At 66.7% G+C, this 14872-nt stretch carries 16 protein-coding genes and 1 pseudogene; all 17 read left to right on the forward strand.

Annotation, left to right across the window (positions count from 1 at the left end; genetic code table 11):
• Nucleotides 1-92: 92 nt before the first annotated feature.
• A pseudogene (locus C2U31_RS01110) lies at nt 93-593 on the forward strand (patatin); the annotation flags it as partial.
• Nucleotides 587-1729: a cyclic GMP-AMP synthase DncV-like nucleotidyltransferase gene (locus C2U31_RS01115; protein WP_003454798.1), complete on the forward strand. Its 1143-nt coding sequence runs from the start codon at nt 587-589 to the stop codon at nt 1727-1729. The pseudogene C2U31_RS01110 and the gene C2U31_RS01115, both read left to right, overlap by 7 nt.
• Nucleotides 1726-3354, forward strand: a complete 1629-nt coding sequence (locus C2U31_RS01120; RefSeq protein WP_003454796.1) for a ThiF family adenylyltransferase — start codon at nt 1726-1728, stop codon at nt 3352-3354. Before C2U31_RS01115 ends, C2U31_RS01120 begins: the two co-directional genes overlap by 4 nt.
• A complete protein-coding gene (locus tag C2U31_RS01125) occupies nt 3342-3818 on the forward strand; it encodes a Mov34/MPN/PAD-1 family protein (protein WP_003454794.1) in 477 nt (158 codons plus the stop codon). The genes C2U31_RS01120 and C2U31_RS01125 overlap by 13 nt, the downstream gene beginning before the upstream one ends.
• A 205-nt stretch (nt 3819-4023) precedes the next feature.
• On the forward strand, nt 4024-4431 hold the full coding sequence (locus C2U31_RS01130; protein ID WP_004265602.1) for an RAQPRD family integrative conjugative element protein: 408 nt from the start codon (nt 4024-4026) through the stop codon (nt 4429-4431).
• A complete protein-coding gene (locus C2U31_RS01135; protein ID WP_003454790.1) occupies nt 4428-4667 on the forward strand; it encodes a TIGR03758 family integrating conjugative element protein in 240 nt (79 codons plus the stop codon). Before C2U31_RS01130 ends, C2U31_RS01135 begins: the two co-directional genes overlap by 4 nt.
• 21 nt (nt 4668-4688) lie before the next feature.
• Nucleotides 4689-5066, forward strand: a complete 378-nt coding sequence (locus tag C2U31_RS01140) for a TIGR03745 family integrating conjugative element membrane protein (RefSeq protein ID WP_003454787.1) — start codon at nt 4689-4691, stop codon at nt 5064-5066.
• 12 nt (nt 5067-5078) lie between these two features.
• Nucleotides 5079-5507, forward strand: coding sequence for a TIGR03750 family conjugal transfer protein (locus C2U31_RS01145; protein ID WP_003454784.1), 429 nt, complete (start codon nt 5079-5081; stop codon nt 5505-5507).
• Nucleotides 5504-6196 (forward strand): PFL_4703 family integrating conjugative element protein, encoded by a 693-nt coding sequence (locus C2U31_RS01150; protein ID WP_003454780.1) that lies wholly within the window; start codon nt 5504-5506, stop codon nt 6194-6196. Before C2U31_RS01145 ends, C2U31_RS01150 begins: the two co-directional genes overlap by 4 nt.
• Nucleotides 6193-7113: a TIGR03749 family integrating conjugative element protein gene (locus C2U31_RS01155; RefSeq protein WP_016451648.1), complete on the forward strand. Its 921-nt coding sequence runs from the start codon at nt 6193-6195 to the stop codon at nt 7111-7113. The genes C2U31_RS01150 and C2U31_RS01155 overlap by 4 nt, the downstream gene beginning before the upstream one ends.
• Complete coding sequence (locus tag C2U31_RS01160; protein ID WP_016451649.1) at nt 7103-8572, forward strand: TIGR03752 family integrating conjugative element protein; 1470 nt, start codon at nt 7103-7105, stop codon at nt 8570-8572. The genes C2U31_RS01155 and C2U31_RS01160 overlap by 11 nt, the downstream gene beginning before the upstream one ends.
• On the forward strand, nt 8553-8987 hold the full coding sequence (locus C2U31_RS01165; RefSeq protein ID WP_004265606.1) for a TIGR03751 family conjugal transfer lipoprotein: 435 nt from the start codon (nt 8553-8555) through the stop codon (nt 8985-8987). Before C2U31_RS01160 ends, C2U31_RS01165 begins: the two co-directional genes overlap by 20 nt.
• Nucleotides 8987-11869 (forward strand): conjugative transfer ATPase, encoded by a 2883-nt coding sequence (locus C2U31_RS01170; RefSeq protein WP_016451650.1) that lies wholly within the window; start codon nt 8987-8989, stop codon nt 11867-11869. The genes C2U31_RS01165 and C2U31_RS01170 overlap by 1 nt, the downstream gene beginning before the upstream one ends.
• Nucleotides 11870-11882: 13 nt before the next feature.
• A complete protein-coding gene (locus tag C2U31_RS01175; protein ID WP_003454752.1) occupies nt 11883-12629 on the forward strand; it encodes a thioredoxin domain-containing protein in 747 nt (248 codons plus the stop codon).
• A 193-nt stretch (nt 12630-12822) separates the two neighbouring features.
• Nucleotides 12823-13317 carry a JAB domain-containing protein gene (locus C2U31_RS01180; RefSeq protein ID WP_004265610.1) on the forward strand — a complete coding sequence of 165 codons (495 nt, stop codon included), beginning with the start codon at nt 12823-12825 and terminating at the stop codon, nt 13315-13317.
• A gap of 156 nt (nt 13318-13473) precedes the next feature.
• Nucleotides 13474-13920, forward strand: a complete 447-nt coding sequence (locus tag C2U31_RS01185; protein ID WP_003454745.1) for a TIGR03757 family integrating conjugative element protein — start codon at nt 13474-13476, stop codon at nt 13918-13920.
• Complete coding sequence (locus C2U31_RS01190; protein WP_003454742.1) at nt 13917-14867, forward strand: TIGR03756 family integrating conjugative element protein; 951 nt, start codon at nt 13917-13919, stop codon at nt 14865-14867. The genes C2U31_RS01185 and C2U31_RS01190 overlap by 4 nt, the downstream gene beginning before the upstream one ends.
• Nucleotides 14868-14872: the final 5 nt, after the last annotated feature.

Raw genomic sequence — 14872 nt, forward strand, 5'->3', positions numbered from 1 at the left:
CCCCCAATCTCTCCGCCAAACGCATCCGCGAGACGGCGGCGTCCTTTCAATTCAAGCGGCGCACGGACTCTGGCGCTTTGTGCAGACCTTCCCTAGCGCGCAACGATCGTGGCGTCTTTGCGGATGGAGGACTGGTCGGCAATGCGCCAGGACTGTTCGGGCTGCACGAAGTCAATACGTTCCTCGCGCCGAAACAGAATGCACTGGTCCGGGTGCTGTCCATCGGCACGATGACGATCGGTGCAACCGTCCGTGGCGGCGCCAGCCTCGACCGCGGATTCGGCAAGTGGCGCGGAGGGCTGTTCGATCTGGTGATCTCTGCCCAGGAGTCGTCGGTGGACTACATGCTGCGCCAGTCGTTGGGTAGCAACTACTTCCAGATCGACGACAAGGCCACGCCCGATCAAAGCAAGGACGTAAAGGCGCTGGACCGGGTTTCCATCGGCGCCACGAATACGCTGAAGGACCGCGGCAATCATGCAGCGCAGCGCGCGCTTGGCGACCCTCTTTTCCAACCGTTTCGAGCGCACCAGGCCGGCGCACCCACCTTCTATCACGGCCCCAACAAGAATGTGCCGGAGGCCGAATGCTGAACCTGAGCCCGCTTTTCTTTACCACCGTCGATGACGAATCCTGCATGCATGACGAGCTGGATCTGTCGCCCGAGCAACGAGCCTGGATCGCCAGCGCCCGAAATGATGTCAGGAACTGCCTTCGCACCGGAATTCCGCGCGTGCTGCGCGAACGCGGGTACACGGACGACGTGCCGCAGCCACGCTTCTTCACGCAAGGATCGTGGGCGTACAAGACCTTGAACGGCCCGGCACAACGGCCCCAGCAGGCGGATGTCGATGATGGTTGCTATCTGCCGTTGAGTTTTGTCTCGCAGACGAAGCGTCCCAGCAGGGCCACAACGGTGTTCTTTGCAGCTGCTGAAGAAGCCTTGAGGCTGTTGGTCGAGGAGAAGCACTGGAAGCTTGTCACCGACAAGCCGACATGCATCCGGATTGTCATTGCGGCCTATGCCCACATCGACATTCCGTTGTACGCCATCCCCGACGAAGAATTCGTCACGCTCGCGAAAGCCTCGATGGAGCGATACGGCTATGACTCGCTGACGGAGGCGGTGAACATGGCAGAGCGGGATGCCTGGACGGCATTGCCCGCTGATAAAGTGCTCCTGGCTCACCGCGAGTGCAACTGGATGCCCTCCGACCCCAGGCCTGTGAAGGAATGGTTTTTGGGCGAGGTGGAGGCCAAGGGCGAACAGTTCCGCCGCGTGATTCGCTACTTGAAGGCGTTTCGCGATTGGCGGTGGTCGAGCGGTGGACCGGCTTCGATTCTGTTGATGGCCGCTGCGGCTCCGCTATTCGAGAAGCGGGATCGGCGCGACGACCTGGCGTTGCTGGATGTCGTCGCGGCATTGCCGGCCCGGCTGCGCGCGGGGGTGAACAACCCCGTTGATGAGTCGGAGTCGCTTACTGCACGCCTTGGTAAAGAGGGCGTCGAAGAGGCTGCGAAAGCGTTCGAAGCATTCGAAAAAGTGCTGCGCGGAGCCACCAACGCCGGCAGCCCTTCACAGGCCTGCGTCTGGATGCAAGGCGAATTCGGTCCGCGTTTTCCGAACGAGCCGGACCGGGTCAAGGTGGTATCCGTTGTCGCCACCATTGCCGCAGCGCCGGCTACGGCTGGTCCGAGCGAATTGGTCGGGCGCACGAAGGCCGGATGAGCAGCGTCGCCGTGGTCTCCGATGTGGTCGAAGCCTTCAGGCTGCAAGGCTTCGAGTTTGTCGGCAAGACGGACGACGGCTGGTTCAAGCTGAGGGGGCCGTTGATCCCGTGCGGCGCGGACGATGGCATTCCATGTGAGGTTCAGCTCGACCCTACCTTCTTCGACCTGCCTCGCATTCGGCTGCTCGAAATTCCGCCTGAACTGCCCAATGCAGTTCCTCATCTTGGCGCGGAGGGCGGCCTTTGCTATCTGGCCAAGGGAACTGTCGTGCTGGACATCTACGATCCTGTAGGGCAGTCCTTGGCGTGCCTGCAACGGGCGGCAGCGGTGCTCGGGCAGATCTTGAAGGGCGAGATGATCGAAGATCTCGCCGAAGAGTTCTTTGCCTACTGGAACGGCTGGCTTTGTTTTGTGGACATGCAAGGCGAAGATCTGGGGCGACAAAACTGTATCGTTGCGCAAGCCAATGGGAATCCACTCTGGTTCATCACCGACAACGAAGATCGAACAACAAGAAAGTTGCATTCACTCGGCTACCAGGTCACTGATAAAACGGTGCTGACATACCGGGTCAAGACCACCGCGCAACCCCGCCCACTAACCAGCCACTGGCCCCCCGAAACGGTGGGGGACGTCTTGGCTTGGCAAAGCACCCTGGACCCACGGTGTCGGCGCAAGATTCACGAACGAATCAAGGAAGGGCAAAGCAAAAAAGCAAATGGCGTCCTGATCATCATCGAATCGCCACTGATGACCTACGGCTTTGCCGTGCTCTTTGACCACCAAGTGAGTCAAAAGACCAAGCTTGCTGATCGCAGGGATTCGAGTTTTGGGCTGAAGGTAATGCCCGTCTCAGTGATCAGGATCGATGACCGGTATCTGGCCCAGCGCAACATCCCCAAGTCGAAAACGTTGGCGGGGAAACGAATCGCACTTGTGGGTTGCGGCACGATCGGCGGATACCTCTCGGACATGCTGGTCAAGGCCGGGGCAGGATCATGCGGAGGGAAACTCACGCTGGTGGATTTTGATGGCCTCCTTCCACAGAACATCGGACGGCATCGGCTCGGCTTCCCGGACCTGTTGTCGAACAAGGCTGAGGCGATGGCGAAGGAACTCAAGCGCTTGTCGCCAGGCGTCGAGGTTCATGCGCTCCCCGTGGACGTGAGACAGGCCCAACTGGGAAAGCTGGACCTACTCATCGATGCCACCGGCGAAGAATCCCTCGGGCATTGGCTGTGCGGCCGCTACAGGGCTCCCACGCCCATGCTTTCTGTTTGGATCGAAGGGCCGGGAACGGCTGTGCGTGCGCTCCTGAGAACGAACGCATCGGGTGCGTGCTACCGATGCCTATGGCAGAGCCACAGAAGAGGCGAACTTCGCTCGACCATTGATGCTCTGCCTAACATCTTGGCAGGCCACGGGTGCGAGGGCTTGTATGTGCCATTTCCGGCTTCGGTGTCGGTGCAGGCAGCCAGCTTGGGTGCTGAGATGGCCCTTGATTGGGTCAAGGGCGTCCACTCTCCTGCATTGCGGACCCGGCTGATCGACCAGACCCATCATCTGGCCACGCCTGACTGCGATCCTCTGCGAGATCATGATTGCCCTCTATGCAATTCCTAGGGTCCTGGGCAACTGGCGACAAGAGCAGGTTGCTGCATTTTTCGACCCAGACGCTGGAGACATTCAGTCAGCATATCCAGGCTAGTGATGCCGACTGCGAAGCGGGCGGACTCTTGCTTGGTTCTGTACATGGAGCCCATTTGCTCATTGAGCAGGCGACGGTTCCTACCGCGTGGGACAAGCGGTTTCGCTATCTGTTCGAGCGGATGCCGTTTGGTCATGAGGCTATTGCGTTGTCGCGATGGACGGCGAGTCAGGGAACTGTCCGCTATTTAGGCGAATGGCATACCCACCCGGAAGACCATCCCCAGCCTTCTAGCCTTGACAGATCTGAATGGACTTTGTTGGCAGCGCAGCGTCGGGACAAGCGGCCAGTGCTCGCTGTCATCATCGGGCGTAGATCTCTGTATGCAGAGTTGGTGCCGAGATCAGGCGAAGGGTCGATATTCTTCCCCGTGGAGTAGAGCACTAGCGCAACAACCATCATCGTCTTGACTTGCACCTCCACTCAGACGGTAGTGCATTAAAGACGACGTCATCGGGGAAATTCCTTCCTCTGCAGCGGAGTTTGCCGCGGAAAGCGGTGGCTGGCCGGTTCCGATTGATTGCGGCGCCGGAAGACCGGCCGTTTGAGCATCGAGCCATCCGCATCCCTCGGAGAACGGCTCGATGGAAACCACTCGCAATCCCGCGCAGGTTCGGCGCTTCGCCGTCGAGGCACCCTGGGCCGTGCGTGTTGCCGCGCTGCTGCTTGCCGCTGCCGGATTGCAGCCCGCCATCGCCGCTGACGCCTCCGACAACGCTGCGGAGCGCGAGATGCTCGCCGCGGTAACGCGCCAGCTCGAACTGCTGGACCGCCTCGCCGAGCACGCCGCCACCACCGCGCCGCAGGAGCGCGCCCGCTACCACTTCGACTACGCGCGGCTGCGCGCCGACCTGGAGCGCGTGCGCACCGGCGTGCGCGACTACCTCGTTCCGCAACGCGCCCAGCCGCGTGATCCCGTGCCGCTGGCCGGTGACTACACGCGCAGTAACGCGGCGCCTGCGACGTCGCCCAAGGAGGCGCCGTCGTCATGACGCCTTCCGCCGATCAGGTCGCCGCCTTCACGGCCAACGGCGGCTTCGCGCCCGGGGCCGTCTCCACCGTCGTGCTCGGCTTCGTCTTCGCCATCTTGCTGCTGTGGGGCGTGTGGGCGATGCGCACTGCCTATGTCGGCTGGGCCGAGCACCACCTGACCCAACGCCAGTTCCTCGGCGTCATCGTGCGCTTCGTCGCGATGTACCTGGTGCTGGGCTTTTTCCTCCTGTCCTGACCCCATGAAAGGTACTTCGCCATGAACGCTCCCGCTACTTCTCGCCGTCCCACGTCGCGGCCCGCCGCGCGCATCGCCGCGCTGCTGATCCCGCTGGGCATCGCCGCCACGCCGCTGCCGTCGTTCGCCGACCTTCCCACGCTGGAAGACCCGTCGCGCGGCACCGGCAGCGGCATCATGCAGACGCTGCAAAACTACGGCTACGACATCGTGCTGCTGATCGCGCTGCTCGTCGTCGCCTCGATGTTCGTCGGCGTCTGCTACCACGCCTACACGCGCTACGCCGAGATCCACACCGGCCGCGCAACGTGGGGGCAGTTCGGGTTGACCGTCGCGGTGGGCGCGATCCTGCTGGTCGTCGGCATCTGGCTGCTGACCAAGGCTACCGGCGTCCTGTAAGGCCCGGCAACGATGGCCGGCGCCCTGGAGAGTCCGTCGCGCGACGGGCTCGTGACCTTCCTGCCGCACCGCCTCAACCGCCACCCGGTGGTCGTGCGCGGGCTCACGGCCGACGAGCTGTGGGTCTGCGCCGGGCTGTCCGGCGCGGCCGGTCTCGTGGCCGGCGTACCGCTGGCCTGGCTGACGCACAGCATCGCGATGGTGCCCACGCTGATCGTCGCCGGCATCGGTGTCGGTGTCTTCGTGGGCGGCGGCCTGCTGCGGCGGTGGAAGCGCGGCCGGCCCGACACCTGGCTGTACCGCCAGCTCCAGTGGCGCCTCGCGCTGCGCTACCCCGCGCTGGCTGCGCATGCGGGCGGGGGCCAGCTCATCACCCGGTCGGGCTGGTGGTCCACGCGGCGCCTGCGGCCCGATCCGTCCCTGCGTCGAGGTAGACCATGAGCCGATTCAAGAACGAGGTCGCGCACCTGCAGGCGCATGTGAAGACCTTGCGCCTGGCTGGCGCCGCACTGTTCGTCGTGGCGCTGCTGCTCGGCTTCGGCTGGTGGAGCGCACCCAAGAGCCTGACCATCCACGTGCCACCCGACCTGCGCTCGGGCAGCACGCGCAAGTGGTGGGACGTGCCGCCGGAGAGCGTCTACGCCTTCACCTTCTACATTTGGCAGCAGGCCCAGCGCTGGCCGACCAATGGCGAGCAGGACTACCCGCGCAACCTGCATGCACTGTCTGCGTACTTCACGCCGAGCTGCCGTGCCTTCCTGCAGCAGGACTACGAATTCCGGCGCAGCAACGGCGAGCTACGCCAGCGCGTGCGCGGCATCTACGAGATTCCCGGCCGCGGCTACGGCGACGAGCCGGCCATGCGCGTGCGCACCGTGTCGGCCAACAACTGGATCGTCACGCTGGACGTGAGCGCCGACGAGTACCTGGGCGCCGAGCAGGTCAAGCGCGCGCTCGTGCGCTATGCACTCAAGGTTGTGCGCATGGACGTGGACCCCGAGCGCAACCCCTTCGGCCTGGCGCTGGACTGCCATGCACGCGCGCCGGAGCGCATCGAGACCCCGCCGCCTGCGGCGCCGCCCGGCCGGGCCGCAAGCGCCGGCTCCAACTTGCAGGGAGACACCCCATGAAGTCCCTCGGGAAGCGTTCATCTGCGGCGGCCCTGGCTGGCCTGCTGCTGTGCCTGGCCTTCGTGCCTGCGGCCCATGCCGTCGAAATCCTGCGCTGGGAGCGCCTGCCGCTGGCGGTGCCGCTGGTGGTCGGCCAGGAGCGCGTGGTGTTCATCGAGCGCAACGTGCGCATCGGTGTGCCGCCCACGGTTGGCGAGCAGTTGCGCGTGCAGAGCGCTGGTGGCGCGATCTACCTGCGCGCGAGCGCGCCGATCCCGCCCACACGGCTGCAACTGCAGGACGTGGAGTCGGGCGCGCTGATCCTGCTGGACATCGCGGCCGAGCCGGCGAAGGCGGGCCAGCCTGCACTCGAACCCGTGCGCATCGTCGAAGGCGACGTGCCGGCGACGCGCTACGGCGAGCCGGCCAAGCCGGCGGACGACGATGCGGAGCGCACCGTACCCGCAGCGAAGCGCGCCACGCCGGTGGCGGTTGTGCTCACGCGCTATGCGGCGCAGAACCTCTACGCGCCGCTGCGCACCGTGGAGCCCGTTCCCGGCCTCGGCCGCGTCAATCTGCGCCGTGGGCTGGAGCTTTCCACCTTGCTGCCCACACTGCCGGTGCGTGCGCAGGCGCTGGCCGCTTGGCGGCTCGAAGACCAGTGGGTGACGGCGGTGAAGCTCACCAACGCCTCCGGGCGCTGGCTCGACCTCGATCCCCGCGCGCTGCAGGGCGACTTTCTCGCCGCGACCTTCCAGCACCCGAATCTGGCGCCGGCCGGCCGCGCCGCCGACACCACGGTGGTCTACCTCGTGACCCGTGGCCACGGCCTGGCCGAGTCGCTGCTGCCCAAGCTCTCACCGATCGACGCGACGGTGAACCTGCCGCCGGCCGCGGCGGCCGGCCAGGCCGAAGGAGGTGCCCGCCATGAAAAGTAACCCCCTCCTGAAGTGGCTGCTGATCCCGATGGCGCTGGTGCTGCTGTTCGTCGGCATCAAGATGTTCTCCGGGGATCGCGGCGCCAAGCCCGTTCCGGCCGGCAGCGCCAACTCGCTCACGCCCGAAGAGATGAAGGCGCTGGGCATCGAGGGCGACACGCCGCGCGATACCGTTGCCACACTGGTGGCCCAGGTCAAGCAGTTGCGCAACGAGCTGCAGACGGCGCTCAACGACAACAAGAACCAGAAGAGCGAGAACGAGCGTATGCGCGCGCGGGAAAGCGCGATCGACCAGCGCATCCAGTCCGCGCTGGATGGTGAACGCGGCCGCCTGCAGCAGTACCGCGAGCAGTTGGCCGGCGACCGCCAGCAGACCCAGGGCCTGCTGCAAGACCTGCAGCGGCGCCTGGATGGGCTTTCCGGCAAGGGCGGCCAGGCCGATCTGCCGGTCGGGCTCGGCCTGGAGGACGGCGACGGCAAGGGCTTCAGCGGCAGCCAGGGCGGCGCCGCGCGCAGCACCAGCGGCACGCGCTGGGTGGAACCGGACGATGCGAAGCCTTCGGCGAAGAACGGCAGCAGCGGCGGCCTGAACTTTCCGACCAGCTTCGGGCCGGCGCAGAAGACGCTTTCCGACACGGCCGACAACGTGGCCAGCACCGTCGCGGATGCAGGCAGCCGCGCCGTGGGCACGTCGTCCAAGCCGGTCTACACGGTGCCGTCGAACTCGACGCTGATGGGCTCCATCGCGATGACCGCGCTGATCGGCCGCGTGCCGATCGACGGCACGGTCAACGACCCGTACCCCTTCAAGGTGCTGATCGGCCCGGACAACCTCACCGCCAACGGCATCGACATTCCCGACGTGGCGGGCGCGGTGGTCAGCGGCACGGCCTCGGGCGACTGGACGCTTTCCTGCGTGCGCGGCCAGATTCGCTCGGTGACGTTCGTCTTCAACGACGGCACGGTGCGCACGATGCCGGAGGACGGCAACCGCAACCAGAGCGGCGGCGGCCAGGGCAATGGTGCAAACAGCACGACGCAAGGCGGCCTGGGCTGGATCAGCGATCCCTACGGCATCCCCTGCGTCAGCGGCGAACGGCGCAGCAACGCGCAGCAGTACCTGGGTTCGCAAGCCCTCATCACCGCGGCCGGCGCCGGCGCCGCTTCACTGATCAAGTCGGACAACGGCAGCGTGGCCGTGGTCGCTAACAGCAACGGCTCGCTTGGCACGGTAGGCATCAGCGGCAACGAGGCGATGGGCCGCATCCTGGCCGGGGGCGTCCGCGACATGGCCGATTGGGTCAACAAGCTTTACGGCCAAGCCTTCGCCGCCGTCTACGTGCGGCCCGGCGCCAAGGTCGCGGTGCATCTGGAGCAGCCGCTCAACATCGACTACGACGCCAAGGGGCGCCGGGTCAATCAACGCATCGGAGGCAAGCATGCGTCGGATTTGGATTGAATCGGCCGCGATCCTGTGCGCGGTCCTGGTGCTGGGCGGCTGCGCCACCAGCAAGGACAAGTTGCTGCCGCACGGCGATCACACCATGCTCGACGTGTGGAATCAGGAGACGGGCGGCAGCGCCGGTGGTGGGCAGGCAGCGCGGCAACTGCTCGATGCACGCCAGGACTTGCGCCGGCCGCTGACCGAGGCCGACGTGCAGGCGGTGCCCGCCGCCGCTGCCGCCTACACGCGCACCGCGGCCAACGAGATTTACCGCCAGTTCCGACGCCTGCCGAACCCGGACCTAGTGATGTACGTGTTCCCGCACCTGGCCGGCACCGACCCGGTGCCCGTGCCCGGCTACACCACCGTGTTCCCGCTCTACCAGCGCGTGCAGTACGCGATGCCTGGCGAGCGCCTGGAGGACTACTGATGGCTTGGTCGTTGCCCTGGGCACGCAAGGCCGTCACGCCCGCCGGCCCCGACCTGGATGCCGATGACGCCTGGTCGCAGCATGTCTCGACGCTGGCCGCGCACGGCATTCCCGAGCCCGGCAGCGCGATGGGCAGCCAGCCGCGCCCGCCGACCACCGAAGCGGACCTGCAGGCGCTCTACGGCGTGGCACCGTCCTTCGCCGACCTGTTGCCGTGGATGGAGTACCTGCCCGGCTCCAAGAGCATGTTGCTGGAAGACGGCCAGTCGGTTGCGGGCTTCTTCGAACTGGCCCCGGTCGGCACCGAAGGCCGTGAGATGGCCTGGCTGTGGCAGGCACGCGATGCACTGGAGAACGCGCTGCAGGACTCGTTCGACGAACTCGACGAGAACCCGTGGGTCGTGCAGCTCTACGCCCAGGACGAATCGACCTGGGACACCTACCTGCGCGGGCTGGCCGACTATGTGCGGCCGCGCGCCCAGGGCAGCGCCTTCACGGACTTCTACCTGCGTTTCTTTGGGCACCACCTGCGCGCCATTGCCAAGCCCGGCGGGCTGTTCGAGGACACCACGGTGACGCGGCTGCCGTGGCGCGGCCAGGTCCGGCGCGTGCGAATGGTGGTCTACCGGCGCGCGAACGCTACGACCGCATCGCGGCGCGGCCAGTCCCCCGAGCAGGCGTTGACGACGATCTGCGACCGGCTCGTGGGCGGCCTCGCCAACGCGGGCGTGAAATCCCGCCGCATGGAGGCGGCCGACATCCACGACTGGCTGCTGCGCTGGTTCAACCCGCACCCGACGCTGCTCGGCCCCAGCGCCGACGACCGCGAGCGCTTCTATGCGCTCACGCGCTACCCCGAGGCAGTCGAAGACGGCGAGATCGAGCTGGCTAGCGGAGACTTCGCGCAGCGCCTGTTCTTCGGCCAGCCGCGCTCGGACGTGGCGAACGGCACGTGGCTGCTCGACGGCATGCCGCACCGGATCATCGTGATGGACCGGTTGCGCATGCCGCCTGCGACCGGCCACGTCACCGGCGAAACGCGCAAGGGCGGCGATGCCGTCAACGCGCTGTTCGACCAGATGCCCGAGGACACGGTGATGTGCCTGACCGTCGTCGCGACGCCGCAGGACGTGCTCGAAGGGCACCTGAACCACCTGAGCAAGAAGTCGGTCGGCGAGACGCTGGCTTCGGAGCAGACGCGCCGCGACGTGCAGGAAGCGCGCGGGCTGATCGGCAGCGCGCACAAGCTCTACCGCGGTGCGCTTGCCTTCTATCTGCGCGGACGCGACCTCGCGCAGCTCGACGCCCGCGGCCTGCAACTGGTCAACGTCATGCTCAACGCCGGCCTGCAGCCGGTGCGCGAGGAAGACGAGGTGGCGCCGCTCAACAGCTACCTGCGCTGGCTCCCGTGCGTGTTCGATCCGGCCACCGACAAGCGCCAGTGGTACACGCAACTGATGTTCGCGCAGCACGCGGCGAACCTCGCGCCGGTGTGGGGCCGCAGCCAGGGCACCGGCAATCCGGGCATCACGTTCTTCAACCGCGGCGGCGGGCCGATCACCTTCGACCCGCTGAACCGGCTCGACCGGCAGATGAACGCTCACCTGTTCCTGTTCGGTCCCACCGGCTCGGGCAAAAGCGCCACGCTCAACAACATCCTGAACCAGGTGACGGCGATCTACCGGCCGCGGCTGTTCATCGTCGAGGCGGGCAACAGCTTCGGCCTGTTCGGCGACTTCGCGGCGCGGCTAGGCATGAAGGTGCATCGCGTTAAGCTGGCCCCCGGTGCCGGGGTGAGCCTCGCGCCGTTCGCCGACGCCCACCGGCTGGTGGAAACGCCCAGCCAGGTGCAGACGCTGGATGCCGACGCCCTGGACGAGGACCGCGACGAAGCGGCACAGGCAGCGGATGCCGACGAGCAGCGTGACGTGCTGGGGGAACTGGAAATCACCGCGCGGCTGATGATCACCGGCGGCGAGGACAAGGAAGAGGCGCGCATGACGCGCGCCGACCGCAGCCTGATCCGCCAGTGCATCCTCGATGCGGCCCAGCGTTGCGTGGCCAACCAGCGCACCGTCCTGACGCGCGACGTGCGCGATGCGCTGCGCGAGCGCGGCCGCGATACGGCACTACCCGAGGTGCGGCGCGCGCGGCTGCTGGAAATGGCCGACGCGATGGATATGTTCTGCCAGGGCGTGGACGGCGAGATGTTCGACCGGCCCGGCACGCCCTGGCCCGAGGCCGACATCACCATCGTCGATCTGGCGACCTTCGCACGCGAGGGCTACAACGCGCAGCTTTCCATCGCCTACATCAGCCTTATCAACACGGTCAACAACATCGCCGAGCGCGACCAGTTCCTCGGCCGGCCGATCATCAACGTGACGGACGAGGGGCACATCATCACCAAGAACCCGCTGCTTGCGCCCTACGTCGTCAAGATCACGAAGATGTGGCGCAAGCTCGGCGCCTGGTACTGGCTGGCGACGCAGAACATCGACGACCTGCCCAAGGCCGCCGAGCCCATGCTCAACATGATCGAGTGGTGGATCTGCCTCTCGATGCCGCCCGACGAGGTGGAGAAGATCGCGCGCTTTCGCGAGCTGAACGCGGCGCAGAAGGCGCTGATGCTGTCGGCCCGCAAGGAGGCCGGCAAGTTCAGCGAGGGCGTGATCCTTTCCAAGAGCATGGAAGTGCTATTCCGCGCGGTGCCGCCCAGCCTGTACCTGGCGCTGGCTCAGACCGAGCCGGAAGAGAAGGCCGAGCGTTTCCAGTTGATGCAGCAGTACGGCATCGGCGAACTGGACGCCGCTTTCAAGATCGCCGAGAAGATCGACCGCGCCCGCAGCATCGAGCCGCTGGTGCTCGATGCGCTGGCGTGACGGGGAGTCCACGATGCGCATCCCTCGCTTCGCGCCGTCCCGCACCGTCCTTGTCGTCGCGCTGCTGATGGCCGCGGCCCTGACAACGGCCGCATGGCTCGGCCTGCGGCCGCAGTCGCCGCCCGCCGAACCCGATTTTCCTTCGGCAGAAGCAACGCCTGCGCCGGCAACGGCACCAGCCGGCCCGCCCTGGCGCTATGGCCGCGCCGATGCGCGCTTCACGGTGGTCGAGTACGCCGACCTCGAATGCCCGTTCTGCCGCGCCTACTTCGCAGTGCTCAAGCGCTGGATCGACGCGCACCCGGACGTGAGCTGGCAATGGCATCACCTGCCGTTGCCGTTGCACGAGCCGGCCGCGTCTGCCGGTGCGCGCCTGGTGGAGTGCGTCGGCGAGGCCGGCGGCCAGGCCGCGTTCTGGCAGGCCGCCGAGTGGGTCTACACGCACACCCGCGGCGACGGTCAGGGCCTGCCCGAGGGCCTGCGCTATCCCGACCTCACGCCGGCCGCGCAGCAGTGCCTCGACAGCGACCGCCCCGATGCGCTGATCCGCGCACAGTCGGCGAGCGCGGCGCAGGAGGGCATCAAGGTCACGCCCACGCTGCGCCTGCAGGATCGCCAGTCCGGCAAGACGCTGCTGCTGCACGGCCCGGTCGAAGGAGATGCCTTGCTGTCCGCGATCGACCTGCTGGCGGCCAGTGCAGCGGCCGAGCCCGCATCGAAGGAAATGCCTGCCGAGTCTCTCGGAGACATGCCCAGGTAGCCACGATCTTCAAGGCTACGACGCGGCTTGGCCGTGCTGATCGACCCCGTTCGCTGCGCATCCCTGGACGCGAACAGCCACTGTGCATGCGGTGGCGGATGCCCGCTCTTCTGCCGCTTGTTCTTCATCGTCCCCGGAGGGTTTGTCCCTCCCGGGACAGGCGTCCTCCGACTTCATCCCGTGGAGGTTCGCCATGTCCTATGTCGTCGCCGACTCGCGTCCCGAGTCGCTCAGCCTGATCGCCGCCCAGCACGAAGACTGGATCATCCGCCAGGCCATCGCCTTGCTGGAACAACGCATCTTCAAGGCCGGCCCGATGCTGAACAGTCCCGCCGCCGTGCGCGACTACCTGCATCTGAAGCTGGTCGCGGAGCCCAACGAGGTCTTCGCCGTCGTGTTCCTCAACTCTCAGCACCAAGTCCTCGCCTACGAGCCGATGTTCAAGGGCACGGTCGATCAAACCTCGGTGTACCCGCGGGTGCTGGTGCAGCGCGCCCTGGCCCTCAACGCCTCGGCGGTCATCCTGGCCCACCAGCATCCATCTGGCATGACCGTGCCTTCGGCCGCCGATCAGGCGCTGACCGACCGGCTCAAAGCCGCCCTGGCGATAGTCGATGTCCGGGTGGTGGATTACTTCATCGTCGGCAAGGGCACGCCGTACTCCTTCGCCGAATCCGGCCTGCTGTAGCGCCGCTGACCGCCTGGTCCCCGCGGGAGCCTCGGCTGCCGCTTTTCTTTCGCCTGTCTGCCCAAAGCGGAGCGCGCGCGGTGCGCATTCCTTGTCGCGGTTGGACTGCCTTCGGCGTTCGACTAGAGCCTTGCTCTCATTCCCAGGACGCCCGCCATGACGGCTCCCTTCTTGAAACCCATCCCGCGGCTGCGGTGTACGCGCATCGCCTGCGCGGGAGGGCTGCTGCTGTGCCTGCTCGGCCAGGACGCATCCGCAGCCGACGTGCTGGTCGTGACCGACAGCCGCCATCCCGTGCAGTCCGCATCCGGCGCGCGCGTGATCGAGCTGGATCTGCCCGAGCGCATCGAGGCCGAACTGGCCGCGGGCCTGCCTGCCGATCCGGGCCGCGCGGCCGCGCTCGTGCAGCAACGCCTGCGCGATGGCAGCCAGGCACTACAGCGCCGCATCGGCAGCGCCTACCAGGGCGTCGCCGATGCCTGGGGCTTGGGGCTGGCCAAGGTGCCTGCCGTGGTGGTCGATCGCCGCTACGTGGTCTACGGCGAGCCCGATGTCGCGCGCGCCGTGGCACGCATCGAATCACATCGGAGGGCACAGCCATGAACCGCCTGCTGTCGGCGTCGTCGCGCCGGGCCCGCCTTGCCATCGCTTCGGTGCTGCTCGGCGGCGCCGCTTCGAGCTTCGCGCTGAACACGGCTACCATCGTGTCCTCGGCCCTGTCGCCCGACTGCCTGGAATATCGCGTCGTCGGCATCTGCTACTGGCTGTTCTGCACCTGGACGGGCTGCACGGTGCGCACCTCGGTGAAGGTGCGCCACTACATTCCCGACGCGGTGGTGTCGAGCTACAGCAACACCGGCGAGAACCCGTGGATCGAGGTGCGCGCCATGAGCATGCCCAATCCCACGGCGCAGGCCGGCGGCGACGGGACGACGAACCACGACAACGAGAACAACCTGGCGAAGTTCAAGAACGCCGACGTGATCGGGCATCCCGGCGGTTCGGTGTTCAGCCAGTTCGCCAGCGCGTCCGGCTACGCCTGCCAGGGCGCAGGCACGGCCTTCATGCCGTACCTGCTGAGCACCCTCGACACGCTGGCCTGGCGCTACAACGTCCCGGAGATGGTGTACCCCGAGGCGGTGATCCCCGGCATGCGCGAGATCGGCGGCCGCACGACGCTCAACCTGTGGGGCAACGTCTATCCGCGCGGCGGCTTCCTGCATCAGACCGACGACTACAAGAGCGGCGCCGTCGTCGCGCAGCGCGCGGGCGATGTCGTCACGCGGCGCATGCAGCCGCACGTCTACCAGCCGCTGCTCGCGAGTTCGAGCGACGGCTATTGGCCGGCCGGCGCCCTGGTGGAGAGCGATGCCTCCACCGGCAAGTGGCAGGAGCTGACGCCGACCCTCTCCAACTCCTGCGCCGTGTTCCCCCACTCCAACACGCGCGTGCAGGCCCAGCAAGGCGACTACGCCTGGGCGCTGTGGCGGCCCTATGCCTGCTGCCAGCGCCGCGGGCAGGTCTTCCTCGGCAGCGTCGATTTCCTCTGAGGTAT

It is taken from the genome of Achromobacter sp. AONIH1 (assembly GCF_002902905.1).
Taxonomy (GTDB): Bacteria; Pseudomonadota; Gammaproteobacteria; order Burkholderiales; family Burkholderiaceae_B; genus Achromobacter.